The organism is Synechococcus sp. BSA11S (assembly GCF_014224355.1).
Classification (GTDB): Bacteria; Cyanobacteriota; Cyanobacteriia; order PCC-6307; family Cyanobiaceae; genus Regnicoccus_A.
In genome coordinates, this window is the sequence record NZ_VNWP01000005.1 from 1 (window position 1) to 22,083 (window position 22,083).

The window sequence follows — 22,083 nt, forward strand, 5'->3', positions numbered from 1 at the left end:
AGGCCTCATAGCTCCCTTGGAGGCAAGACTCCCAATGAGGTCTATACTGAGACCAAACCCTGTTCCTCCCGTCCGGAGTTAACGATGTCAGGGGCCAGAACTGTCCAGTAAAAGGCACCCACCTCACACCGGCCAACCTTTGTTTAGCTGGATGATGCCCTTGGCCCTCTCGGAGTGGCCAGTCTTTCTCGCCACCACCCTGGGCTCCCTGGATCGGCAACAGTCTCCTGCCGATCCGGCTGCTGGAACCAACCCCAATCGGCCAGGATCGGTGCACCGCTTCAGATCGTGGCCACCTTGGGCCTCGGAACCTGGATCCTCAGGACTGACAGCGACAATCTCTACCCCGGAAATCACACGGCGGCCGTAGTCGAAGGGTTGGAGGTCCATCCGGAGGCCGCGGTGGTCGGCTGACAGTCGATCGAGTTGGATGAAGCCAGTGGCCGGTTCAGTTCCCACCGCACGCCCGCCGATCCAGCCGAATTCAGGCTCTGGTTGCCCTGCCCCCCCTGAGCCCACCAGACGGTGGGGCTGTGCCAGCAGGCCCTGCTCGTGGCCGGCGGCTCTCGCCTGCCTTCGCCTTCGAATACTGGGACCTTTGCTGAGGTGAGGATTGCAGCGCATGGTTCTGGCCTGCTCAATCTGCTCCTGGCCACCGTGGTCGCACGGGTGAAAGGGCAGTAACGCCTGAAGCGCGGTTGAAGTTATGTGTACGGCAGGAGCGTTGCTTCTATCGCCGCCAGATGAAGGGAAGCAGGATGAGCTGTTCGCCCTCCTATCCAGCCTGCTCACCACCGCTCGACACGACCTGGGTCGCCGAGCTTCTGGCGCAGAATCCGGGGGTACCAGGCCTGGGGAATCCAGAGGAGTGGAGCCAGTAACACCATCACCAGCCCATAGTGCCAGGACAACAGAGCCAGGTGCAGATGGATCGTCAGAGGCCGCACTCCTTGGGAGCGCGATCCGTAGAAGGGCCGCACCCGCAGACACTTCACCACCATGCGAGCCCAATCCCTGTGGAACAACATCCGCTGCAGGGCGCGGCGATTCTCCGCGTCGATGATGCCACAGAACGTGGAGAGTGAGATCGCCATTTCATACCAGGTGGCCGCCTTTGGCCAGCCGGCTTCGGATACACCGTGGGACACCGGCCGCAGCGGCGAGAACATCAGCCGATAACCATCCTGGGCACAGGCCTTCAGAGGCGGCAGCAGGTGGGAAAATTTGGTGGAATAGCCAAGATAGGCCGTGGCCAGATGGCGGCGGCAAGGGGCTGTGCGAAACAGCCAGTTAGACACCAGCAACAGATTATTGAACGCCTGTGGATAATCAGCGGCCAACATGGTGTCAAGGTATCCGCTCAAGGCCGTCACCGTGCAGGCAGACTGACGACCGAACAATCCAGAGTCGTACTTCACTGCGGTGATGTCCTCCGGCAGGTCGTCGATCGTCTGGATGAGAATGTCCCGCGCCGCTGGTGTGAAGAAGTCGTCGTCGCCCACGATCATCAACCAGGGGGTGGTCACCACCTCAAAAGCCCGCAGGAAGTTCACCCCCGCCGAGAGGTTGGCGACGTTGCGCCGATAGCTGAGCGAGTGCCCCTGGAACTGCAGGGAATGGCCAAGACTCGAGACCGGATCATTGTCTGACACAATCACATCAGCAATTGCTGCCAGTCCCGCCTGCTCGAGGGAATGCAGCAGCTCCAGCAACGACGCTTCCCGCTGATACGTGGGAATCCAGATGGTGAGGAGGTTGGACAAGGGGTCAGAACCAGGAGATCGGCGGCAGGCGGCGCAGCCTCGAACCGAAGCTGAACAGGCGGGTGCTGAAGAAGACGATGAACGGCTGCAGCAACCGGAATAGGCCGATGGCGCCCAGCACATCCGCCACCCGATCGATCAGATTCAGCAGCAGGCAGAGAGCGCTATGGGTCCAGTAGGGCAGCTTGAGTGTGCGTACATACAGGCGGGCGAAGCCGGAGGAAAGTGCTGTGCCGTTGAACACCGTCTGAATCGTACGGGTATCTTTGATCGACTGGCAGTAATGATCGATGGATTGAAGTGTGTCCGGGCCGATACGCAGCGATTCCATCAGCACCGGATCAGTGAATAGCTGCTGAATCAAAGCAACTGCCTTTCGATTCACAGAACGGAAGCGCAGCAGAGAAAGCTTTTGGGGAGGGCCATCGGCACCCAGCCTATCAATGAAGCACTCGGCATCATCGGTGACATAGGTGGAGAGATCCACGAGAAACTCGTTGAAGCAGGACGGGGGAAACGGATTGCTCGTCAGGTACACAGGAAGGCCCAGATTCGCGGCCTCCAGGAAGATGTTGGTGAGCGGATCAAAGCTGATCAACCCCCGCGAATCAGCCATCAAGTTAATCAGTCCCTTCCGAGTAGAGGGATAGTCCCGCGTGATCAACCGTATGTTCAATCCCAGCAGGGCACGATGCAGGGGCCTAGGCAGGGCTTTAAGCCTGCCCTTACCGGTATAGAAGCAAACAGATCTGAGCTGCTGGCGATGGGGGCGATAGGAGCCATTCGCCTTGGTGAGTTCGGCATCGGCAGGGGGATGAATGAACAGGTAGTTCGGGTGACAAGGAAACGCAAAAGTAGAAAAGGGCAGCATCAGATCCCCTGGACGCATCGCTGGCTTGTAGGTGGTCAGCAGACCACTGGGAGCCAGTACCCACCACAGCACCTGCTGGAAATATGGTCGAGCCTTCTTGAGCAAACCCCTCGGGGCAGATTCCGGCACCACCAGGAGGCTCCCCTCCGGCGCCTCCCGGAAATGGGCAATGAAACGAAACTGCCGAAAGCGTTGGTGGAGCTTTGGCCAGTAACGTCGGTAAAAGCGATAAGGCTGATAAGGCAATAGGCAGACATCGTGCCCGGCGTCCTTCAACTCCATGGCCAATGTGAGAATGCAGGAGTGACCGTTACTGCGGGGATTCAGTTCCGTCGGTGAGAGGAAAACGATACTGCGGGGCAAACTCACGGTCAACACTGCTACAGGGTGGATGAAGCACAGCCAGGATGCCCGCCGTTGTATCGCTTCAGAGATCGATACGAAGCGGGGAACAGCTTAGGGGAGTGGGTCGCCCGTTCTCTGGCCAAGGCGGCGCGGCCAGCCCTAAACCCACACCGGTATCAATGATCTGTTCTTCGAGGCTGTGGGGATTCTGATCAAATCTGGTCAGAGCTGCAAGGAACGGCTCGGTGTCGGCCCCATAGCTCTGGGCAGGCGCGGTAGTGTCGAGCCGGGAAATCACAGGGGGCAGACGATAGATCCTGCACACCGATTCCGCCAGCTGTTCCAGACTTACATGATGCGTAACAGCATCAAGTTGCCCCAACGCAGGGGGCTCGGCAGAGAGCAACCAGGCCCAAGCCAAAGCGGTGATATCACCGGCATTTCCATAACTACGCCACACCGGAGCAGGTGAGTTGATGCGAATCGGTAAGCGCTGCTGCGCCTTGAGAAGAAAGTCGCCAAGGGCGAAACGCGCCGGATCTCGGATGAAACGACCGGAAAGGGCGTAAATCCGCAGAACGAGAGCCGAACGGTTCCGAGCCAGAAGCCTTTCCTCCTCTAGCTTGAGCACACCATAGGGGTCGTCGAGCAAGCTCCTCTCTGGATCAGAACATGAGGCATGGACTGCGGCTGCTCCAGAGGAGACGACGACAACCCTGGCAGCAGGGGCCAGTTCGAGAGCCCGGAGAACCTGTGCAGTGATGCCGCGATTGATGGCAACGTATCGTTCCTTTTCCATCGAGCCGAGACGATCCCGGGTGAGGAAGGCCGCATGAAAAAAGGCACTGATCCGGCCACTCATCGCCAGATCAGGCAGGTCCGAGAGGGGATAAACGGGAATTTTCAACTGCAGCTGATCTGGATACGCTGTGGTGGGAAGTGTGCTGGATCGACTGGCAAAAGCACGCACTCGCTGCATGAATTCGTCCGGAGTCATCCGCCGCTGAAGAGCATGGAGCGCTGAGCGCCCAACCCAGCCAGTGGCCCCCGAGACCACAATCAAACCAGAATCAGACAGCAAAGGACTTATTCTCCCTCCAGGATCTTCCAGCGACTTTCAAGCATATCAATGCGGGCATCATCTTCTTTATACATCAGTCCGTAATATTCACGCTTATTCAGAAGCCAGAGCAACTCGAAGTGAACTGCATTGCGAAGGCCCTGAGAAAGGTTTAGAATGGAGAGAGCAGACGAATCAAAAACAACCTTCCTTGTCTCGAACCTCTTCAGGTGGGCAGCCTCAAAACGCCTAAGGTTGTCAAAAGCATCGATGGAGACCGCACCGCCAACAACAAAATCCAGATTTCGCTTTGCGCAGAGGTGGCCGATTTTCTCTCCAACCGCCGTAACCTCTTCAGACTCGACACCAGCACGACCGACTCCTATCGATCCGCTGTAATCAACACGCCCAAACACTATGCCATCGCAACCAGGCTTACCGGAGGCAATGTCCACTAAAGTGTCAATATTCTGAAAAGCCGTAACAGTTTCCACGTTGAAGAGGAAGGTCACATCCTCTTGCTCCTCAAGGGTGAACACCTTATTGACGGCAGCGATATATTTGCTTAGTGCGTAAGGAGTTTCCACCATCGGAGCAATGATGTAACGAACCCCGAACTGACGGGCCTCCAGCATATCTCTGATGGCTTCGCAGCCGCCAATTTTCAAGGCAAGCCCAACACCGGCCTTGTGGACAATTTCAAGCAGTCGCAGCAATTCATCGGCACGGGTTCCTTCCGCCTCGAATTCAGCTTTGGCGGCCAACACCCCAAACTCCTCACGTCCGCACTTGAGGAGATCAAGCATTTTCCGCTCGTACGTGTTCATTGAACTGCGCTACGGCTAAGGTAGAATGCTAACATAAGCGGAGCCTTTTCAGGACCCAGCGCTGATGTAAGGAAGAACAACTGAATTCAACTCCTGATCAAGTTCCGGTGTCATGCGGTGGAGAGGGTTAGACTCCATTCCTCCAGTGACGCTGACGCGGCTGGCAATCTTGGGGAAATAGGTTTGCTCTGGGTGAAGCGGAACCAAAAAGATGTCAGGACCCTCACGAGTCCAACGCCTCAGGAACTTGGGATCGCCCTGCCATTCGCTCGAAAGCTGATAACAATTAAGCCCATAGGCCTTAGCAAGCATACGCCAATCAGGAAAACCCAGCCCACTACTGATGTCGCAACCAAGGTAGGCCCCATCAAAGTAGTTTTTTTGAGTCATGCGGATCGAAGCATAGCCATTGTTGCAGAAAAGAAATATTTTCAGATTCAGTTTATTGACTGACGCCGTAGCCAACTCCTGCAGATTCTGCGTGAAGCCTCCATCCCCCTCAACCAGTACTGTGCGGTGAAGAGGGTCCGCCAAGCTGGCACCAATCGCTCCCGCAAGTCCGTATCCCATGCTGGCCAGGCCCTTGTTGGTCAGCATCGTCTGATCATGACGAATTTCGAAAGCCTGCATCATTACGGTGAAAGCCCCACCACTGCTGCAAGGAACAATGTGATCCTCAGGACCTGTGATCTGAGAAAGAGTCAGTGCAAAGTCATAGGGATTAAGAAACCCCTCAGGCGTAAGATTACAGTCTTCAGAAAGGGGAAGCCTGTCTCTGACAGAAATGCAGAATCCAAGCCACTCCCTGTGATCACCTAGCTGACACCCCATCAGTGCTTCCAGAAAGAGATCTGCATCTGCAGCAATCGGCAGGTCAACAGTGGGATTGGCCTTCTCCAATTCAAACGGATCAAGCTCAACCTGGATGATCTCTCCCAACGGAAGGAAGGATTGCCAGTTGAACCCTGTCTGCTGCAGACCCAGACGCGTTCCAACGGAAATCAGGAGATCCGATTGCTGAATCAATATATTGCTGTATCGCATTCCCCAAGTGTTGGGGCGCCCAAAGTAGTTGGGCTGGTCTGATCCGAAGCGATCCGCTCCATTCCATGTGGTCATGATGGGCAGGCTGACCGATGCCAGAGCACTCCTGAGGCGCATGGCACACGGCCGACTGACACCCCCTCCAATCAGAAGCACAGGACGTCTGGCTGTACAAATTCGGGAAGCAATGTCCTCGATCTGGAGCGATGCAGTCACATCTGCAGACACCTTTGGTGGATCCTTGGAGGATGCAGGCAAGGCTGAAGACTCCAGAGGGGCAGGCCGAAACTCCGTTGAGGAAAACTGGGCGGCCTGCACATCCAGAGGGATCTCCAGAAAGACGGGGCCCCTTCTGCCGCTCATGCCTTGGCGAACAAGGGTCTCAAACGGCTCGCGCTGCAACGGTTCACGGAGGCACTCGCTGACCTTGCACACCGGAGCCGCGAGGGAGACACCGTCCACTTCCTGAATTCCCAGCTGACGGAGGCCCGCTGGAGCCAGATCCTGCACTTTCACTTGGCCTCCGATCAGAAGCAGTTCCCGACTTTCCAAGTAGGCGCCTGCCAATCCTGTAATCGTGTTCGTCAGCCCCGGGCCCGCAGTGACCAAAGCCAGGGACCGGCCCACACCCGGGGCTGCCGTACCTGTATCGAGAGTAGCGTTGTGATACTCAGCAGCAATCACCGCCGCAACCTCGTGAACGGTTGGCACACAGACCATTCTTTGGCGTGCTGAATTCAGCAGATGCATGATGTTTCCCCCTGCCACGAAATAACAATGGGAATAGCCGATATCAACCAGCCAATCAAACAGGCAATCGGAGTACTTCATAGGTGCGAAGCCAAAGTGGCCACATCCTGCAAAGCTCGGATCATGGCCTTTACAACAGCATCGAGGCTTTGCGGATCGTCGGGTAACCTGCGCTCCACAACCCCCAGGTCATCAGTGTTGGAAGTGATCTGAGGGACGATGACGTGGAGGATTCCGGGACTATGTTTTTTGTCACCTCTGAAGGCCTGCCTGAAGACCGTTTCATCAAAACAGTCGATCTGGGCAAAACTCACAACACCATCGAGCAATGTGAGCGAATGGCGTCGTAATGGCTCCTGCTCAACAGAGCGGCCGCAGAACTCGATTGCCGCCAGCATCCCGATGGCCACGGCAAGTCCGTGGGGAACCGCAAATCCCGTCGCCGATTCCAGAGCATGACCCCAGGTATGGCCGAAGTTGAGGAGTCGGCGCTCGGCTCTGTCGAACTCATCGCGTTCGATGAACCACTGTTTAATGGTGAGCGTGGCATGCACAAGCGCTGCCAGGTCGCTGTCCTCCCAGGTGCCCGACAGGAGGGGTTCGGCAAGGCGCCTGTGAGCCTCAAAGGCGGCAGAGCCTCGGCACCAGGCGATCTTGGCCGCTTCAGCAGCACCACCGCGAATTTCCACAAGCGGTAGGGAGCGCGCAAATCCGGGCAGAATCTCGATATTCCTCGGGGGATGGAAGTTACCGATAAGGTTTTTATACGGACCTGCGTTGATCGAACTCTTCCCGCCCAGACAGGAATCCGTCATCCCCAGAAACGTGGTGGGCACATAGGACCAGACAATCCCACGCATATAGAGCGAAGCCACAAATGTGGCGATGTCCTGAATGACGCCACCGCCGATGGCTATCAGGGTGGAGGATCGGGACAGCCCAGCCTCCTTGAGAGCCAGAAAGATAGTGAGAACAGCGTGGTAGGACTTCGCCTGTTCCGTTGCCTCCACATAGACAACAGGCACTCCCGGAGGCACCTGGAGGCGATTCTGAAAAAATGCATCCACCACTAGGAAATCCCCTGATGGCTCCCAGGCGGCAAGATCCGTGGATGCATGGACAACAACAGCATAATCCGCCATTGAACTGCGGATTTTGATGGTCGGCAAACCTGGCGGGGAGTGGGTCAGAGCCATGGACGGGAAGGGAACGGAGAACGTTCAGGTGCGGCGGAGGCCGAGGAAGCCCCCATCCACGATCAGGGACTGACCGGTGATGACACGGTTGCTCGGTCCGATCAGGAATGCCACTGCAGCAGCAATGTCCACGGGCTCCGCCAAGCGCAGAAGTGCGGTCTGTTGAATGAAGCCGTCAATCTGATCAGCGGACAGATGCTGACGAGTCATGGGTGTATCGACGACGCCGGGCAGGACCGCATTGATGAGGATCCCCCGTTCACCGAGATCCAGCGCACAGGATTTGACGAGACCCTGGAGCGCGGCTTTTGACACGGTGTAGGAGAACTTGCTGAGTCGACTTTCCATTTGCCAGATCGAACTAATCACACACAACTTCGCACCAACATGGAGTTTGCCGGCACCCAACAGGGCAGCCATGCTGGAAGCAATGAAAGCGACATTGGCCTGCCAGAGATCAGCGAACGCCCCAGCGTCGAATTCTGTGATTTTATCGCTGGTATTGAGTCCATGGGCCCACACCACACCATGGAGTTCTGGAAGGCCCTGGAAGATGCTGGAATCCGGATCGGAGGCATAGTCCACCACGGTGTGTTGGCCGGATTCGGCATCAGCACCGCGCGGCCGACCGGCAGTGAAGACCTGCCAGGAGAGTGCCTGCAAAGCCAGTCGAATCGACTCTCCCAGGGCACCGCCGGCACCGAAGACCAGCACATTCTGATTCATCGAACTTCGGGAACGAATCCGCTCACGAAGGCTTTGATGTAAGCGATCTCCCTGTCGATCATTGCATCGCTGAGTCCCGGGTAGGTACCCAGGAAAAGGGCCTGATTCATCAACTGATCGGCGCCTGGCAGTTCGCTCACCGCCAGGCGCAGGGCCTCGGGGCGGTCGTGGCGCAGCTGCACGAACACCGGCTGCCGCAGCAGGTTGCCACCGAACAGCATGCGTGTGCCCACGCCGGCATCGGCCAGGTGGCGGCCCAGGTCGGAGCTGCTGAACGGAGCTTCGGGGCGCACTAGCAGCAGGAATCCGAACCAGCTGCAGTCGGTGGAGGCGCCGCTGGAATCCCACTGGAAGCTGCCGCTGGCCGCATCGAACCCGGTGGCGTGGGTGGGCAGGCAGAAGCGGAACAGATGGCTCAGCGGATCAAGGCCCCGGCGCAACCGCAGCCAGTTGCGCTTGCGCGCCTCGATGAACTCCGGCAGCCGCCGGATCTGTACCCGACCGATCGCCGCCTGGGGGTCGAGAGGTTTGAGATTGTAGCCCAGATGGGAATAGATGTACTTGTGGTCATAACCCTGAGGCAATTCCCCCAGCTGCCAGTCGTAGCGCTTGCCGCAGGTGTTGTCCTTGCCGCTGGGGCACCAGCAGTCGCGCCCCCAGTCGCGAAAGCTTTCAACAATCCGTCGCAGCAGGCCGCTGCGCGTGATGTTCACCGCACCGCCTTCGCCCATCGTGAGGTGGTGGGGCGGATAGAAGCTCTGGGTGCTCAGGTCGCCCCAGGTGCCGGTCCAGCGGATCACCCGGTTGGGACCGGCGTCGAGGCCAGGGCTGTTCTCGCTGAACCCCAGCGCTTCGGCCTGGGCCCGGGGCATGGCGTAGCTGCAGCCGAGGGCGTCGCAGTTGTCTTCCACCAGCCAGAGCTGGTGCTCCTGGCAGAACGCCAGCACCGCACCCAGATCAAAGGGATTACCGAGGGCGTGGGCCGCCATCACCGCCTTGGTCCTGCCTGGGGTGTAGGCCTGGCCCAGCTGGCTGACCAGCAGGTTGCCGGTGCAGGGGTCGTTGTCGATGAAGACCGGGATGCAGCCGTTCTGCAGGATCGGCGTGACGGTGGTAGGAAAGCCGGCCGCGCAGGTGATCACCTCATCACCGGGCTGCAGGCGCCGTTCGGCGGGCAGCAGTGGGGAGGTCAGGGCCGAAAGCGCCAGCAGGTTGGCGGAGGAGCCGGAGTTCACGGCCAGGCAAGCCTTCACCCCCAGAAAGGCCGCCAGTTCCTTCTGGAAGGCCTCACCCTCGGCGCCGAGGGTGAGCCAGAAATCCAGCGTGCTGCCCACCGCTGCTTCGACTTCGTCCTCGGTAAACACCCGGCCCGCGTAGGGAATGGCGCCCCGTTCGGGATCAAAGGCGGTCCGCTCGGAATCCCAGCCCGGTCGGAAGGCCCGGTGGGCGTGTCGGGCATACTGACGGGTGAGCCGCAGAATGTCCTGCTTGAGGTCGTCCAGTTGGGCGAAGCTCGGCGGCATTTCGTTGCCGGTGGGCGTGTCGCTGCTGGAAGGCAAAGTGCTGCGGCGGCAGGCAAGGGCAACCTATCAGGAGCCCAGATAGGATTCGATCTGCTCCAGGCACAGGGCCCGGCACGATTCGCCCTGTTTGAAGCGCAGGTACCAGCCCGCGGTTTGGGCCACCGTGTCTGCGAAGTTCCAGCGCGGCATCCAGCCCAGGCGATGGAAGGCACGGTCGGTGCTCAGATCCAGGCGTGAGGCCTCGTGGCGGGCCTGGGGATCGGAATGGTCCTCCCAGCGACCGGGCCAGTGCTGCAGGAGACCCTCCACCAGATTGCAAACGGGCTGGTTGGACTGGCGATCGGGTCCGAAGTTAAAGGCGGTGTCGAGGCGAGAGCCCTGCTCCGGCCTGGAAGCGATTCCGACGCCTTCTGCCTGGCCCTGCAGCCGCTCCGCCAACAACAGGTAGCCGCCAAGGGGCTCAAGCACGTGCTGCCAGGGCCGGGTGGCGGTGGGGGAGCGCACTGCAATCGGGCGCTCGGCGATCAAGGCGCGGATGGCGTCGGGGACAATACGGTCCTCAGCCCAGTCGCCTCCGCCAATCACGTTGCCGGCCCGGGCCGAGGCGATCCGCAGACCGGGACACTGGTGGGGCGCCTTGCCGCAGAAGCTGGAGCGCCAGCTGGCGATGGCCAGTTCGGCCGCTCCCTTGCTGCTGCTGTAGGGGTCGTGGCCGCCGAGCGGATCCTCCTCGCGGTATCCGAAGTCCCACTCCCGGTTGTCGTATACCTTGTCCGTGGTGATCATCACCGCCACACAAGGCTGGTCGAGCTGGCGCAGGGCCTCAAGCACGTGACAGGTGCCGATAACGTTGGTGGACCAGGTGAGCAGCGGTTCCTGGTAACTGCGCTGGACCAGCGGCTGGGCGGCCAGATGGAACACCACCTCGGGGCGGAAGGCCCTCAGCCGGGCACACAGCAGCGCCAGGTCGGCCAGGTCGCCGCGTTGATCGTGCTCCAGCGCGTCCTCCAAACCCAGTTCGGTGAAAAGGGGCTGCATGGGGCCTCCCACCGGGGGCTCCGGATCCAGCGCATAGCCCTCCACCACTGCCCCCCAGTGGAGCAGCCAGAGCACCAACCAGCTGCCCTTGAAACCAGTGTGTCCGCTCAACCAGACCCGCCGGCCGCGCCAGAAGTCGGGGGTCCAGGAGGGGCTGATCACCATGTTTTCCACGGGGCCGTGCCCTCCTGCCAGAGACGTTCGAGCAGTTCCTTGTCCCGCAGGGTGTCCATGGCCTGCCAGAAACCGTGATGTTGAAAGGCGTTGAGTTGGTGGCGAGCTGCGATCTGGGGCAGGCAGTCGCGCTCCCAGACATCGTCGTCGCCACTGATGGCGCTGAGCACCTCCGGCTCGAGCACAAAGAAACCACCGTTGATCCAGCCCCCATCCCCTTGTGGCTTCTCCTCAAAAGACAGCACACGGCCGCGCTCAAAGGCAATTGAGCCGAAGCGTCCAGGAGGCTGCACAGCGGTGAGGGTGGCCCAACGGCCCTCCTGGCGGTGGAAATCGATCAAGGCCGTGATGTCGACGTCGGCAAGGCCATCGCCATATGTGAAGCAAAAACTACCGTCGTTGAGATAATTGGCCACCCGCTTGAGTCGTCCACCAGTCAGAGTGGAATCACCCGTATCCACCAAGGTTACACGCCAAGGCTCAGCGTTTTGCTGGTGCACCTCCATGCTGTTTGTAGCCATGTCAAAAGTGACATCACTACTATGAAGAAAATAATTAGCAAAATACTCCTTTATCACATAACCCTTGTAACCGCAGCAGACAATAAAATCATTGATTCCATGCTGCGAATAGACTTTGAAAATATGCCAGAGGATAGGTCTGCCGCCAATCTCCACCATGGGCTTCGGCTTCAGGTGAGTTTCTTCGCTGATGCGGGTTCCAAGCCCGCCAGCCAGTATCACCGCTTTCATACCTCAGATCCAAAGGGGAAGACGATAGCGGAGTCGCCTCAACGCCCACACCGCCAGCATAACTCCCAGCCCATTGATGACGAGCGACATTACTTCGCTCCCCAGCTGCAGCCGCCCATCGATCAAAGCATTCCTTAGAGGCGCAAGCGCCTGGTAGAAAGGATTGAAGTCGGCAAGCAAGCCAAGACGGCCTAGCCCCTCCCGCTTGTAGAGAATCGGAGAAACCAAAAAAAGAAGCTGCAGGATAATAGGCATGAGTTGGGCGAAATCCTTGAATCTTGCCCCAAGCAGGGCCATCAACACAAGGATCCAGAACGCGAATAGCGACAGATTTAGCATCGGCAGCCAGATGAAGCGGACTGCATTGAGCAGGAGTGCGGGATCCAAAAAGGCAAAGGCCACCAGAATCACCACGAAGGCCTGGGCAAAGGTTTGTAGCTGGAACGCCCATTCCTCCAGACAGTAAAAAATACTCGGTAGTGCATTGTTCACCAACTGGTCACGGCGTTGCATGAACAACGTGCTGCCAGCCACTGACGTCATACTGATCAGACCCCAGATCGTGATCCCTAATCCGAGATAGATGATGTAGCGAATGGGGTCCTGCACATTTAAAACCGTGCCATAGACTACCCCAAGAACCCCTACGCTGAGGAGGTTGCTGAGCCCCATCCAGAAGCTGCCAAGGGTTGTACGGCTAAACCGAGCCAGGGTTCGCAACCAAGCGCTGTACCACCAGGCCCGTGCCGTTCGAAACGCAAAGAAAAGGCCCTGACCCGTGGCCGGATTGGCTTCCCGCAGGCCCATGTCCCCAGGGATTGGTGTCTGCATCGCTCAGCCTGGCCTCTGGGTGTAGGCCTCAATCGCCTGGTCCAGAGGACCATCGAACACCAGGTGGCCGTGACTGAGCACCAGTCCGCGGCTGCAGAACTGTGCGAGAAGATCGTTGGAGTGGGACGCGAGGATCAAGGTGCCTACCTCCCCCAGAAAGCGGGTGAGCTGGTGCTTGGCCCTGGAGAGAAACCACTGGTCACCGGCGCCAATCCCTTCATCGAGAGCGAGGGCCTCGTGGCGAAAGGCGGTGAGGAGGCCGAACTGAAGGCGGGTGCGCATGCCATCGCTGTAGGTGCGGATCGGCAGATTGATGAAATCAGCCAGTTCGGTGAACGCGGTGAGTTCTTCAAGAAAGCAGCTGAATCCCTCGATCGTGTTGCGATTGAGCAGGTAGTGAGCCTTGGCGGCGTGGCGGCCGCTGAGATCAGTGTCGACCCAGAAACTCTTGTTGATCAGCGGCACCACCTGCTCATAACGACGAATGCGTCCGCTACTGGGTCGGTACACATCGGAGAGAAGGCGCAGCAGGGTGGATTTACCCGCTCCGTTGTGGCCCAGCAGCGCCACCCGCTCACCCTTGTGGATCGTGAAGCTGAGGTCGTTGAGGGCGCGAACCGACACTCCACCACTCTTACCGCGGTTGAGCAGCCCTCCGGTTAGGCCACCCACCAGTGCCGCCTTGAGAGAACGGCTGCCGACGCCCTCCACGGGAATGTCAAGGCAGACCCCGTCCAGCTCAACCAGCGGCTGATCGTTGATGGCAGCAGGGGACCGCTGGTCGACAGGGATAGTCACCATGTCACTCATAGGGCAGCCACGGGAGGCAACACCTGCATCAGGCTGCCCATCTCCAGGGCCTGCAGGGCATAGCTCCAGCCCAGGTTGCTCTTGATGCCGGCCCGCTCGAGGGCCTGCTGCATGGTGTCGGTGGTGAGCACACCGAAGATCACCGGCACGCCGGTGCTGCGGGAGACCGCCGCCACCCCCTTGCTCACCTCGGCGCAGACGTAGTCGAAGTGGGGGGTGTCGCCCTTGATCACGGCCCCGAGGGTGATCAGCACCTGGTAGCGGCCCGTGGCCGCCAGGCGCTGGGCCACCAGGGGAATCTCGAAGCTGCCGGGCACCCAGGCCAGATCCAGCTGCTCGCTGCCGGGGCCGGTGTCGATGCCGTGGCGCGAGAGGCCATCCAGGCAGGCGCTGAGCAGCTTGGCGGTGACCAGGTCGTTGAAACGACCGACCACGATGCCGATGCGCAGGCCGCTGACGTCGGTGAAGCGACCTTCAAAAACGGTCAATGGACTCAGACCACGAAATAGCTCATGCCCCAGTTGAGCAGCACCAGGGCCACCCAGGCGGCACCGCCCAGCAGAATCAGACGGTTGGAGCGGCCGCTGTCGTCGGTGCTGGCGTAGAGCACCGGGACTGCCACCACAAGGGCAAACGACATCACCACCAGGGCCAGAACGGTGAGGGTGTTGAGGATCTGCATGGTTGGGAGGTCGGGGTGCGCGGTCCCTGGCTCACGGGCCTGGGCAGGCAGTGGCTGGATTCTCCCATGGGGCTTCCGGGATTTCCTGGCCCGCCCCGGCCATCCTTCACAAGTTGTGGGAGCCGCCCGGGAAGCTGACCGCGCGGCCCTCCTACGATCGCCCCAGCCCCTGTGCACGCCGTGGCCGCGCCGCCGGACGAACAGCTCTCGCTGGTGGCCGCCCTGGGCCTGGAGGCCCCGACAGCCGCCTCAGGCAGCCTTGCCGGCGAGAGCGACGACGACGCGCTGGTGGCGGAGGCCGCCGCCCGGCCCCGGCGCCGTCCGGCCAGGCAGGCCGCTCCCAGGGAGGACGGCGCCGGGACCGCCGAGGAGGACGGGGAGTCCAGCGACTCGGCGGAGCCCACGGAGCCACTGCCCCCCTGGCACCACCACGGCCTGGTGGATCCCGAGGCGCTGCCGCCGGTGCTGCGCCACTACGTGGAGCTGAAGCTGGCCCACCCCGAGAGGGTGCTGCTCTACCGCCTCGGCGACTTCTACGAGTGCTTCTTCGAGGACGCCATCCGCGTGTCGCGGCTGCTGGAGCTCACCCTCACCGGCAAGGAGGGGGGCAAGCGGATCGGGCGGGTGCCGATGGCCGGCATCCCCCACCACGCCGCCGAGCGCTACTGCGCTGAGCTGGTGCGCCGCGGCCTTGCCGTGGCCCTCTGCGACCAGCTGGAGAGCACCCCGGCCCCGGGCGCCCTGCTGCGGCGGGGAATCACCCGCGTGCTCACCCCCGGCACCGTGCTGGAGGAGGGAATGCTGGCGGCCCGCCGCAACAACTGGCTGGCGGCCGTGGTGCTGGAGCAGGGCCAGTGGGGGCTGGCGGTGGCTGACGTGAGCACCGGCGACTTCCAGCTGATCCAGGGCCACGGCAGCGATCAGCTGCACCAGGACCTCCTGCAGCGGCAGCCGGCCGAGCTGCTCTGGCCCACGCTCGAGCCGGGCGAGCCGGCCTGGGCACCGGAGTCGATCCAGCGCACGCCGCTGCCGCTCACCCCCTTCACCCTGCCGGAGGCGCGCCGCACCCTGCTGGAGCGCTACGGGCTGGCCAGCCTCGAGGGCCTTGGTCTTGGCGAGGCGCCCCTGGCCCTGAGGGCCGCCGGCGGTCTGGTGCGCTACCTCGATGACACCCAGCCCGCCACGGACGACCCGGCTGCCGCCACCACCGCCGGCCGCATCCCCCTGGATCGGCCCACCCTCCGCCAGCGCAGCGATCAGCTGGTGCTCGATGCCCAGACCCGCCGCAACCTGGAGATCACCCAGCCCCAGCGGGACGGACAGTTTCAGGGGTCGCTGCTCTGGGCCCTGGATCGCACCATGACCGCCATGGGCGCCCGGGCGCTGCGCCGCTGGCTGGAGGCCCCGCTGATGGATCTCGAGGCGATCGAGCGGCGCCAGGAGGGCATCGGAGTGCTGGTGCAGGAGCGCAGCCTGCGCCTGGCCCTGCGCCGGCTGCTGCGGCCCATGGGCGACCTGGAGCGGCTGGCGGGCCGCGCCGGAGCGGGCAGCGCCTCCGCCCGCGACCTGGTGGCCCTCGCCGATGGGCTGGAGCGCCTGCCCCGCCTCGCCGCCCTGCTGGATCCCGTGGCCGCGGCCGCCTTCGGACCCCTGCGGCAGGCCGATCCGGAGCTGGAGCAGCTGGCGGCCCTGGTGCGCCACACGCTGGGGGACGCGCCTCCGCTCAGCCTCAGCGAGGGGGGGCTGATCCACGATGGAGTCGACGACCGCCTCGATGGGCTGCGCAACCGGCTCGACGACCAGAATCAATGGCTGGCCGCCCAGGAACAGGAGGAGCGCCGCCTCAGCGGCATCCCCGCCCTGCGGCTGCAGTTCCACCGCAGCTTCGGCTACTTCCTCTCGGTGAGCCGGGCCAGGGCCGCCCGGGTGCCCGAGCACTGGATCCGGCGTCAGACCCTGGCCAACGAGGAGCGCTTCGTCACGCCCGAGCTCAAGGCCCGCGAGGGTCGCATCCTGCAGCTGCGGGCCCGGGCGGCCCAGCGGGAATACGAGCTGTTCAACCAGCTGCGCCAGCAGGTGGGGGAGCTGGCCGCACCGATCCGCCGGGCCGCCCGGCATGTCGCCGGCCTCGACGCCCTGGCCTCCCTGGCGGAGGTGGCGGCCTGCTTCGGCTACTGCCGCCCCCAGCTGGAGCACAGCCGCTGCCTGGAGGTGGAGGCGGGACGGCACCCGGTGGTGGAGCAACTGCTGGTGGAGGAGTCGTTCAGCGCCAACGACCTGCACCTGGGCGAGCAGGGGCGCCCCGACCTGGTGGTGCTCACCGGGCCGAACGCCAGCGGCAAGAGCTGCTACCTGCGCCAGAACGGGTTGCTGCAGCTGATGGCCCAGATCGGCAGCTGGATCCCGGCCCGATCGGCGCGCCTCGGCCTGGCCGATCGCATCTTCACCCGGGTGGGGGCCGTCGATGATCTGGCCAGCGGGCAGTCCACCTTCATGGTGGAGATGGCCGAAACCGCCAACATCCTGCACCACGCCACCGACCGCTCCCTGGTGCTGCTCGATGAGATCGGCCGCGGCACCGCCACCTTCGATGGCCTCTCGATCGCCTGGGCCGTGGCGGAACATCTGGCGGCCGGGCTGCGGGCCCGGGCGGTGTTCGCCACCCATTACCACGAGCTCAACGAACTGGCCTCGCTGCTGCCGGGCGTCGCCAACTATCAGGTGCTGGTGGAGGAAACGGGCGACCGCCTGCTCTTTCTGCATCAGGTGCGTCCGGGCGGCGCCAGCCGCAGTTACGGCATCGAGGCGGCCCGGCTGGCGGGCGTGCCCCCCCAGGTGGTGCAGCGGGCCCGCCAGGTGCTGGGGAGGATCGAGGCCAACAGCCACGTGGCCGTGGGGCTTCAGGCCGCGGCCTGATCCAGCCAGGCCCGGCGCAGCAGGGCGTTGCAGCAGGCCGCCACCAGGCCCGCACCACCCCTGCTCCCCTCGAGCCGGATCTGGGGCAGATCGCTGGCAGCCAGCCGCCGCTTGCTCTCCGCCACCCCCACGAAGCCCACCGGCATGCCGATCACCAGGGCCGGCCGCAGCGGGCCGCCGGCCTGATCGAGCAGGCGCTCCAGGGCGGTGGGGGCACTGCCGATCAGCACCACCGCCCCGGGGCAGGCCGCCAGGGCCGCCGCCATGCCCTCGGCCGTGCGGGTGCCGCCGGGCGGCGCCACATCCGGCGCCCACTCCAGGATGCTGCGCACCGGGTTGGCGAAGGTGCGCCCGGCCATCGGCGACACGGCCGCGGCCGCCATGGCCGTGTCGGTGAGGATCACCGCCCCCGCGGCCAGGGCCTCCTGTCCCCGTGCGCAGGCGCCGGCGCTGAAACGGAGATCGGCGGCGATGGTGAGGTCGCCACTGCTGTGCACCAGGCGCTCCAGCACCTCCTGCTCGACGGGATCCAGGCCGGTGGGCCCGAGCCACTGGCGGATGCGCCGCACACTTTCAGTGAAGATCGGATGATCCAGATCCACGCCGGGCCCCATGCCGATCCATCTCTACTGGGGCGACGACGAGGCCGCCCGGACCCGGGCGATCGAGCAGCTGATCAGCAAGGAGGTGGACCCGGCCTGGCACAGCATCAACCTCAGCCGCCTCGATGGCTCCGATGCCGCCCAGGCGGCACAGGCCCTGAGTGAGGCCCGCACCCCGCCCTTCGGCAGCGGTGCCCGGCTGGTGCTGCTGCAGCGCAGCCCCTTCACCAGCAGCTGCCCCGCCGAGCTGGCCCAGCAGCTGGAGGCCTGCCTGGAGCTGATTCCCGACAGCTGCCACCTGGTGCTGGTGAGCAGCGGCAAACCCGATGCCCGGCTGCGCACCACCAAGGCCCTGCGGCAGCGGGCCCAGGAGACGAGCTTTCAGCTCCCCTCCGCCTGGGATGGGGCCGGCCAGGTGGCGCTGGTGACGCGCACGGCAGGGGAGCTGGGGGTGACCCTGGCGCCCGGGGCCGCCGAAGCCCTGGCGGAAGCGATCGGCAGCGACAGTGCCCGGCTGAGCAGCGAGCTGGAGAAGCTGGCCCTCTACAGCGGCCAGGCACCGGTGCAGGCGGCGGCCGTGGCGGCCCTGGTGGGCGGACACAGCACCACCAGCCTGGCGGTGGGCGATGCCCTGCTGGAGGGCAATGCCGGCGCGGCGATCGCCCTGGTCGACGAACTGCTGCAGGCGGGCGAGCCGGCCCTGCGGCTGGTGGCCTCCCTCACCAGCCAGATCCGCGGCTGGCTGTGGGTCTGCCTGCTGGAGAGCCGCGGCGAGCAGGACGTGGCCGTGATCGCCAAGGCCGCCGGCATCGGCAACCCCAAACGCATCTACGTGATGCGCCGGCAGATCCGCGGACGAACCCCGGCCCGTCTGCTGACCCTGCTGGCCCGGGTGCTGGAGGTGGAGGCCGCCCTGAAACGGGGCGCCGAGGCCGGTGAGGCCTTCCGCGACGGGATGCTGCTGGCCACCGCCCGATAATCGCGGCATCACACCGCGCCTGCCGATCGGAATGGCCCTGCTGGTTCAGAAATTCGGGGGAACCTCCGTCGGCAGTGTGGAGCGGATCCAGGCGGTGGCCCGGCGGATCGCCGCCAGCCGCGAGCAGGGGCACGACCTGGTGATCGTGGTTTCGGCGATGGGCCACACCACCGATGAGCTCACGTCCCTGGCACGGGCGCTGTGCACCGAGCCCCCCCAGCGGGAGATGGACATGCTGCTGGCCACGGGCGAGCAGGTGTCGATCGCGTTGCTGGCGATGGCCCTGCACAGCCTCGGGGTGCCGGCTGTGTCGATGACGGGCCCCCAGGTGGGCATCGTGACCGAATCGGCCCACGGCCGCGCCCGCATCCTCGAGGTGCGCACCGAACGCCTGCGCCGCCGCCTGGAGGATGGCCAGGTGGTGGTGGTGGCGGGCTTTCAGGGCACCAGCAGCGGCAGTGGCGGCACCCCCGAGATCACCACCCTCGGCCGCGGCGGCTCCGACACCTCCGCCGTGGCCCTGGCCGCCGCCCTCGCGGCCGACGCCTGCGAGATCTACACCGATGTGCCCGGGGTGCTCACCACCGACCCGCGCAAGGTGAGCGAGGCCCAGTTGATGGAGGAGGTGAGCTGCAACGAGATGCTGGAGCTGGCCAGCCTCGGCGCGGCGGTGCTGCATCCCCGCGCCGTCGAGATCGCCCGCAACTACGGCGTTCCCCTGGTGGTGCGCTCCAGCTGGAGCGAGGCCCCGGGCACCAGGCTCACCAGTGGTGAACCCCGGCCGATCGGCAGCGAGGGGCTGGAGCTCGGCCGCCCGGTGGACGGAGCGGATCTGGAGAACGGGCAGGCGGTGCTGGCCCTCACCCGGGTGCCCGACCACCCGGGGGTGGCCGCCCTGCTGTTCGAGGCCCTCTCCGCGGCGAAGCTGAATGTGGATCTGATCGTGCAGGCCACCCATGTCGGCTCCAGCAACGACATCGCCTTCACCCTCGCGGAGAGCCAGCTGGAGGGTGCTCGAGAGGTCTGCCGGGGCCTGCTCCAGGAGCTGGGGGTGGAGGAGAGCGCCCTGAGCACCCAGGCGGGGCTGGCCAAGCTCAGCATTTCCGGGGCCGGGATCATGGGGCGGCCCGGCATCGCCGCGCGCCTGTTCGACACCCTCGCCCGCTACGGCATCAACCTGCGCATGATCGCCACCAGCGAGGTGAAGGTGAGCTGCCTGGTGGAGGGCACCCAGGGAGCACGGGCCCTGCGCGCCGCCGCCGAGGTGTTCGAACTGCAGGAGCACCAGCTGCGCCAGAACCCGCTCCCCTGCGACGTCAATGATCCGGCGGTGCGTGGGGTGGCCCTCGACCGCGACCAGGCCCAGGTGGTGGTCCGCCAGGTGCCCGATCGCCCCGGCACCGCCGCCGCCGTCTGCCGTGCCCTGGCCGATGCCGGCATCAGCCTCGACACCATCGTCCAGTCGGAGCGCACCCACGGCTCGGGCCCCCAGCTCAGCCGTGACATGAGCTTCACCCTGCGTCGCGAGGACCTCACCCGAGCCCGCGGCGCCCTGCAAGCGGTGCTGGCCCCCTGGGCGGACGCACGCTTCGAAGAAGGCCTGGCCATCGCCCGGGTGAGCGCCGTCGGCGCCGGCATGCCCTGCACCCCGGGCACCGCCGCCCGCATGTTCCGGGCCCTGGCGGAGGCCGGCGTGAACATCGAGATGATCGCCACCAGCGAGATCCGCACCAGCTGTGTGGTGGCGGAAGCTGATGGGGTCAGGGCCCTGCAGGCAGTGCACGCCTGCTTCCAGCTGGGCGGCAGCACCGCCGGGGCGGTGGAGGCCATGACCTAGTGCACTGGCTGCGTCACCGCCGCTGGCTGGCCCTCGCCGCGGGCCTCGACGCCCTCGGGATCTGCCTGCTGGCAGCCTGGATCGACCGGGAGCGCAATGGCTACCTGGACAATCAGCTGGGCCTGCTGGCCATGCTGGTGGTGATCTATCTCAGCCTCGGCTGGCTGTTCGGGTCGTTCACCCTGCTCAAGACCAGGCGCCTGCGCTGGAGCCAGCTTGTGGTGCGGCTGGCGATCACCAGTGCGGCCACCACGGCCGCCGGCGCCGTGGTGGGCTGGCTGCTGCGCGCCGCGCCGGAGGTGACGCTGCTGCACCGCGGCAGCCTGTTGCCGCTCTTCGCTCTGGCGGCGCTCTGGAGCGGTGGCGTGCGGCTGCTGCTGCGCCAGCTGGCCCACTCCACCCGGCAGGATCCGTGGGAAATCGTCAGCCTTCCCGGCGAGCAGGAGGAGATCCGCCGTGAATGGGAGCGGATCGGGGCCGTGCGGGCTCCCGCCATCCATGCCCTCGGCCTCAGCCCTGGCCTGAACCCACTGGAGAGCAGCCCGACGGAGAACGAGAGCAGCGGCCTCGCCCTCAGCCAGGGAGTGCTCAACCTCCCAGGTGGACTCGAGTCCTGCGCCCGCGCCCTGGAGGAAGGCCGCCCCGTCACCTCCCTGGCGCTGGCGGCCGAGCAGGAGTTGCAGCGGATTCCGCCCCGTTGGGTGGTGGATCAGTGGCTGCTGTTCTCCGATCGCTCCGCGCAGCGCATTGGGAGCTTCGAGCGACAGCTCAAGCGCTATGCCGACGTGATGGTGAGTCTTCTGCTGCTGCTGCTGTGTTCACCGCTGCTGGCCATCACCGCCGCGTTGATCCGCCTGGGGGATGGCGGACCGGTGCTCTACCGGCAACGGCGCACAGGGCTGCAGGGCAAGCGCTTCGAGGTGATCAAACTGCGCACGATGGTCCCCGATGCGGAGGAAAAGGGGGAGGCGATCTGGTCGGGGCCGAACGACGGGCGGATCACCCCGGTGGGCCAGTGGCTGCGACGCACCCGGCTCGATGAGCTGCCCCAGCTGATCAACGTGCTGCGGGGTGAGATGAGCCTGATCGGCCCACGGCCGGAGCGGCCCGAGCTGGAGACGGACCTGGAGCAACGCATCCCCAACTACCGCCTGCGCCACTGGATCCGGCCGGGCCTGAGCGGCTGGGCCCAGGTGAACATGCCCTACACCTCCACGGTGGAGGATGCCGAACTGAAGCTGAGCTACGACCTCTTCTACCTGCGCAACAGCAGTGTCTGGCTGGATCTGCTCATCCTGTTCAAGACGATCAAGATCGTGCTCAAGGCCGCCGGGCGCTGAGCGTCAACGTTGTTCCA

The 22,083-nt window shown here is 63.9% G+C and carries 19 protein-coding genes; 4 read left to right on the plus strand and 15 right to left on the minus strand.

Translation table 11 applies throughout. From position 1 onward, the window contains the following. Nucleotides 1-788: 788 nt before the first annotated feature. The 14 genes from FPZ61_RS05775 to psbZ form a co-directional block, all read right to left on the minus strand. Complete coding sequence (locus tag FPZ61_RS05775; RefSeq protein ID WP_255441415.1) at nucleotides 789-1,886, minus strand: glycosyltransferase; 1,098 nt, start codon at nucleotides 1,884-1,886, stop codon at nucleotides 789-791. Continuing rightward, nucleotides 1,768-2,916: a hypothetical protein gene (locus FPZ61_RS05780; protein ID WP_185474771.1), complete on the minus strand. Its 1,149-nt coding sequence runs from the start codon at nucleotides 2,914-2,916 to the stop codon at nucleotides 1,768-1,770. The genes FPZ61_RS05775 and FPZ61_RS05780 overlap by 119 nt, the downstream gene beginning before the upstream one ends. Nucleotides 2,917-3,061: 145 nt before the next feature. Further along, nucleotides 3,062-4,036 carry an NAD-dependent epimerase/dehydratase family protein gene (locus tag FPZ61_RS05785; protein ID WP_370593347.1) on the minus strand — a complete coding sequence of 325 codons (975 nt, stop codon included), beginning with the start codon at nucleotides 4,034-4,036 and terminating at the stop codon, nucleotides 3,062-3,064. Between the two features lie 29 nt (nucleotides 4,037-4,065). Then, nucleotides 4,066-4,866, minus strand: a complete 801-nt coding sequence (locus tag FPZ61_RS05790; protein ID WP_185464720.1) for an aldolase/citrate lyase family protein — start codon at nucleotides 4,864-4,866, stop codon at nucleotides 4,066-4,068. Between the two features lie 48 nt (nucleotides 4,867-4,914). After that, nucleotides 4,915-6,741: a thiamine pyrophosphate-binding protein gene (locus FPZ61_RS05795; protein ID WP_185464721.1), complete on the minus strand. Its 1,827-nt coding sequence runs from the start codon at nucleotides 6,739-6,741 to the stop codon at nucleotides 4,915-4,917. Beyond that, a complete protein-coding gene (locus tag FPZ61_RS05800) occupies nucleotides 6,738-7,856 on the minus strand; it encodes a 3-dehydroquinate synthase family protein (protein WP_185464722.1) in 1,119 nt (372 codons plus the stop codon). The genes FPZ61_RS05795 and FPZ61_RS05800 overlap by 4 nt, the downstream gene beginning before the upstream one ends. A 24-nt stretch (nucleotides 7,857-7,880) precedes the next feature. After that, nucleotides 7,881-8,582, minus strand: coding sequence for an SDR family NAD(P)-dependent oxidoreductase (locus FPZ61_RS05805; protein WP_185464723.1), 702 nt, complete (start codon nucleotides 8,580-8,582; stop codon nucleotides 7,881-7,883). Further along, nucleotides 8,579-10,141 (minus strand): lipopolysaccharide biosynthesis protein RfbH, encoded by a 1,563-nt coding sequence (gene rfbH, locus FPZ61_RS05810; RefSeq protein WP_255441416.1) that lies wholly within the window; start codon nucleotides 10,139-10,141, stop codon nucleotides 8,579-8,581. Before rfbH ends, FPZ61_RS05805 begins: the two co-directional genes overlap by 4 nt. A 30-nt stretch (nucleotides 10,142-10,171) precedes the next feature. After that, a complete protein-coding gene (gene rfbG, locus FPZ61_RS05815) occupies nucleotides 10,172-11,308 on the minus strand; it encodes a CDP-glucose 4,6-dehydratase (RefSeq protein ID WP_185464904.1) in 1,137 nt (378 codons plus the stop codon). Next, nucleotides 11,302-12,069 carry a glucose-1-phosphate cytidylyltransferase gene (rfbF, locus tag FPZ61_RS05820; RefSeq protein WP_185464724.1) on the minus strand — a complete coding sequence of 256 codons (768 nt, stop codon included), beginning with the start codon at nucleotides 12,067-12,069 and terminating at the stop codon, nucleotides 11,302-11,304. Before rfbF ends, rfbG begins: the two co-directional genes overlap by 7 nt. A 3-nt stretch (nucleotides 12,070-12,072) precedes the next feature. Further along, complete coding sequence (locus tag FPZ61_RS05825) at nucleotides 12,073-12,876, minus strand: ABC transporter permease (protein WP_255441417.1); 804 nt, start codon at nucleotides 12,874-12,876, stop codon at nucleotides 12,073-12,075. Between the two features lie 27 nt (nucleotides 12,877-12,903). Further along, nucleotides 12,904-13,701, minus strand: a complete 798-nt coding sequence (locus FPZ61_RS05830) for an ABC transporter ATP-binding protein (protein WP_185464726.1) — start codon at nucleotides 13,699-13,701, stop codon at nucleotides 12,904-12,906. 5 nt (nucleotides 13,702-13,706) lie between these two features. Continuing rightward, nucleotides 13,707-14,198 carry a 6,7-dimethyl-8-ribityllumazine synthase gene (gene ribH / locus FPZ61_RS05835; protein WP_185464727.1) on the minus strand — a complete coding sequence of 164 codons (492 nt, stop codon included), beginning with the start codon at nucleotides 14,196-14,198 and terminating at the stop codon, nucleotides 13,707-13,709. A gap of 5 nt (nucleotides 14,199-14,203) precedes the next feature. Next, nucleotides 14,204-14,392: a photosystem II reaction center protein PsbZ gene (gene psbZ, locus FPZ61_RS05840; protein ID WP_094554848.1), complete on the minus strand. Its 189-nt coding sequence runs from the start codon at nucleotides 14,390-14,392 to the stop codon at nucleotides 14,204-14,206. A 180-nt stretch (nucleotides 14,393-14,572) separates the two neighbouring features. Here psbZ and mutS point away from each other — a divergent pair, with 180 nt between their 5' ends. Further along, nucleotides 14,573-17,308 carry a DNA mismatch repair protein MutS gene (mutS, locus tag FPZ61_RS05845; RefSeq protein ID WP_370594269.1) on the plus strand — a complete coding sequence of 912 codons (2,736 nt, stop codon included), beginning with the start codon at nucleotides 14,573-14,575 and terminating at the stop codon, nucleotides 17,306-17,308. Here mutS and FPZ61_RS05850 read toward each other — a convergent pair. Beyond that, nucleotides 17,293-17,922: a precorrin-8X methylmutase gene (locus tag FPZ61_RS05850; protein ID WP_185464729.1), complete on the minus strand. Its 630-nt coding sequence runs from the start codon at nucleotides 17,920-17,922 to the stop codon at nucleotides 17,293-17,295. The two genes, mutS and FPZ61_RS05850, sit on opposite strands and share 16 nt — an antisense overlap. On the opposite strand from FPZ61_RS05850, the gene holA reads away from it, so the two are divergent. The 3 genes from holA to FPZ61_RS05865 are packed head-to-tail and all read left to right on the plus strand — an operon-like array spanning nucleotide 17,921 to nucleotide 22,066. After that, the gene (gene holA, locus FPZ61_RS05855; RefSeq protein WP_185464730.1) at nucleotides 17,921-18,889 is read left to right on the plus strand and encodes a DNA polymerase III subunit delta; all 969 of its coding nucleotides are present in this window, start codon (nucleotides 17,921-17,923) and stop codon (nucleotides 18,887-18,889) included. The genes FPZ61_RS05850 and holA overlap by 2 nt on opposite strands. A gap of 31 nt (nucleotides 18,890-18,920) precedes the next feature. Then, nucleotides 18,921-20,726 carry an aspartate kinase gene (locus tag FPZ61_RS05860; protein ID WP_185464731.1) on the plus strand — a complete coding sequence of 602 codons (1,806 nt, stop codon included), beginning with the start codon at nucleotides 18,921-18,923 and terminating at the stop codon, nucleotides 20,724-20,726. Further along, nucleotides 20,726-22,066 carry a sugar transferase gene (locus FPZ61_RS05865; protein ID WP_185464732.1) on the plus strand — a complete coding sequence of 447 codons (1,341 nt, stop codon included), beginning with the start codon at nucleotides 20,726-20,728 and terminating at the stop codon, nucleotides 22,064-22,066. The genes FPZ61_RS05860 and FPZ61_RS05865 overlap by 1 nt, the downstream gene beginning before the upstream one ends. Nucleotides 22,067-22,083: the final 17 nt, after the last annotated feature.

What these genes read in the sequence shown, in the direction of transcription:
- FPZ61_RS05775 (WP_255441415.1), bottom strand. Translation starts at nt 1,886, where the DNA reads ATGTGCTGGGCGCCATCGGCCTATTCCGGTTGCTGCAGCCGTTCATCG.
- FPZ61_RS05780 (WP_185474771.1), bottom strand. Translation starts at nt 2,916, where the DNA reads ATGGAGTTGAAGGACGCCGGGCACGATGTCTGCCTATTGCCTTATCAG.
- FPZ61_RS05790 (WP_185464720.1), bottom strand. Translation starts at nt 4,866, where the DNA reads ATGAACACGTACGAGCGGAAAATGCTTGATCTCCTCAAGTGCGGACGT.
- FPZ61_RS05795 (WP_185464721.1), bottom strand. Translation starts at nt 6,741, where the DNA reads ATGAAGTACTCCGATTGCCTGTTTGATTGGCTGGTTGATATCGGCTAT.
- FPZ61_RS05800 (WP_185464722.1), bottom strand. Translation starts at nt 7,856, where the DNA reads ATGGCTCTGACCCACTCCCCGCCAGGTTTGCCGACCATCAAAATCCGC.
- FPZ61_RS05805 (WP_185464723.1), bottom strand. Translation starts at nt 8,582, where the DNA reads ATGAATCAGAATGTGCTGGTCTTCGGTGCCGGCGGTGCCCTGGGAGAG.
- rfbG (WP_185464904.1), bottom strand. Translation starts at nt 11,308, where the DNA reads ATGGTGATCAGCCCCTCCTGGACCCCCGACTTCTGGCGCGGCCGGCGG.
- rfbF (WP_185464724.1), bottom strand. Translation starts at nt 12,069, where the DNA reads ATGAAAGCGGTGATACTGGCTGGCGGGCTTGGAACCCGCATCAGCGAA.
- FPZ61_RS05825 (WP_255441417.1), bottom strand. Translation starts at nt 12,876, where the DNA reads ATGGGCCTGCGGGAAGCCAATCCGGCCACGGGTCAGGGCCTTTTCTTT.
- FPZ61_RS05830 (WP_185464726.1), bottom strand. Translation starts at nt 13,701, where the DNA reads ATGGTGACTATCCCTGTCGACCAGCGGTCCCCTGCTGCCATCAACGAT.
- psbZ (WP_094554848.1), bottom strand. Translation starts at nt 14,392, where the DNA reads ATGCAGATCCTCAACACCCTCACCGTTCTGGCCCTGGTGGTGATGTCG.
- holA (WP_185464730.1), top strand. Translation starts at nt 17,921, where the DNA reads ATGCCGATCCATCTCTACTGGGGCGACGACGAGGCCGCCCGGACCCGG.
- FPZ61_RS05850 (WP_185464729.1), bottom strand. Translation starts at nt 17,922, where the DNA reads ATGGGGCCCGGCGTGGATCTGGATCATCCGATCTTCACTGAAAGTGTG.
- FPZ61_RS05860 (WP_185464731.1), top strand. Translation starts at nt 18,921, where the DNA reads ATGGCCCTGCTGGTTCAGAAATTCGGGGGAACCTCCGTCGGCAGTGTG.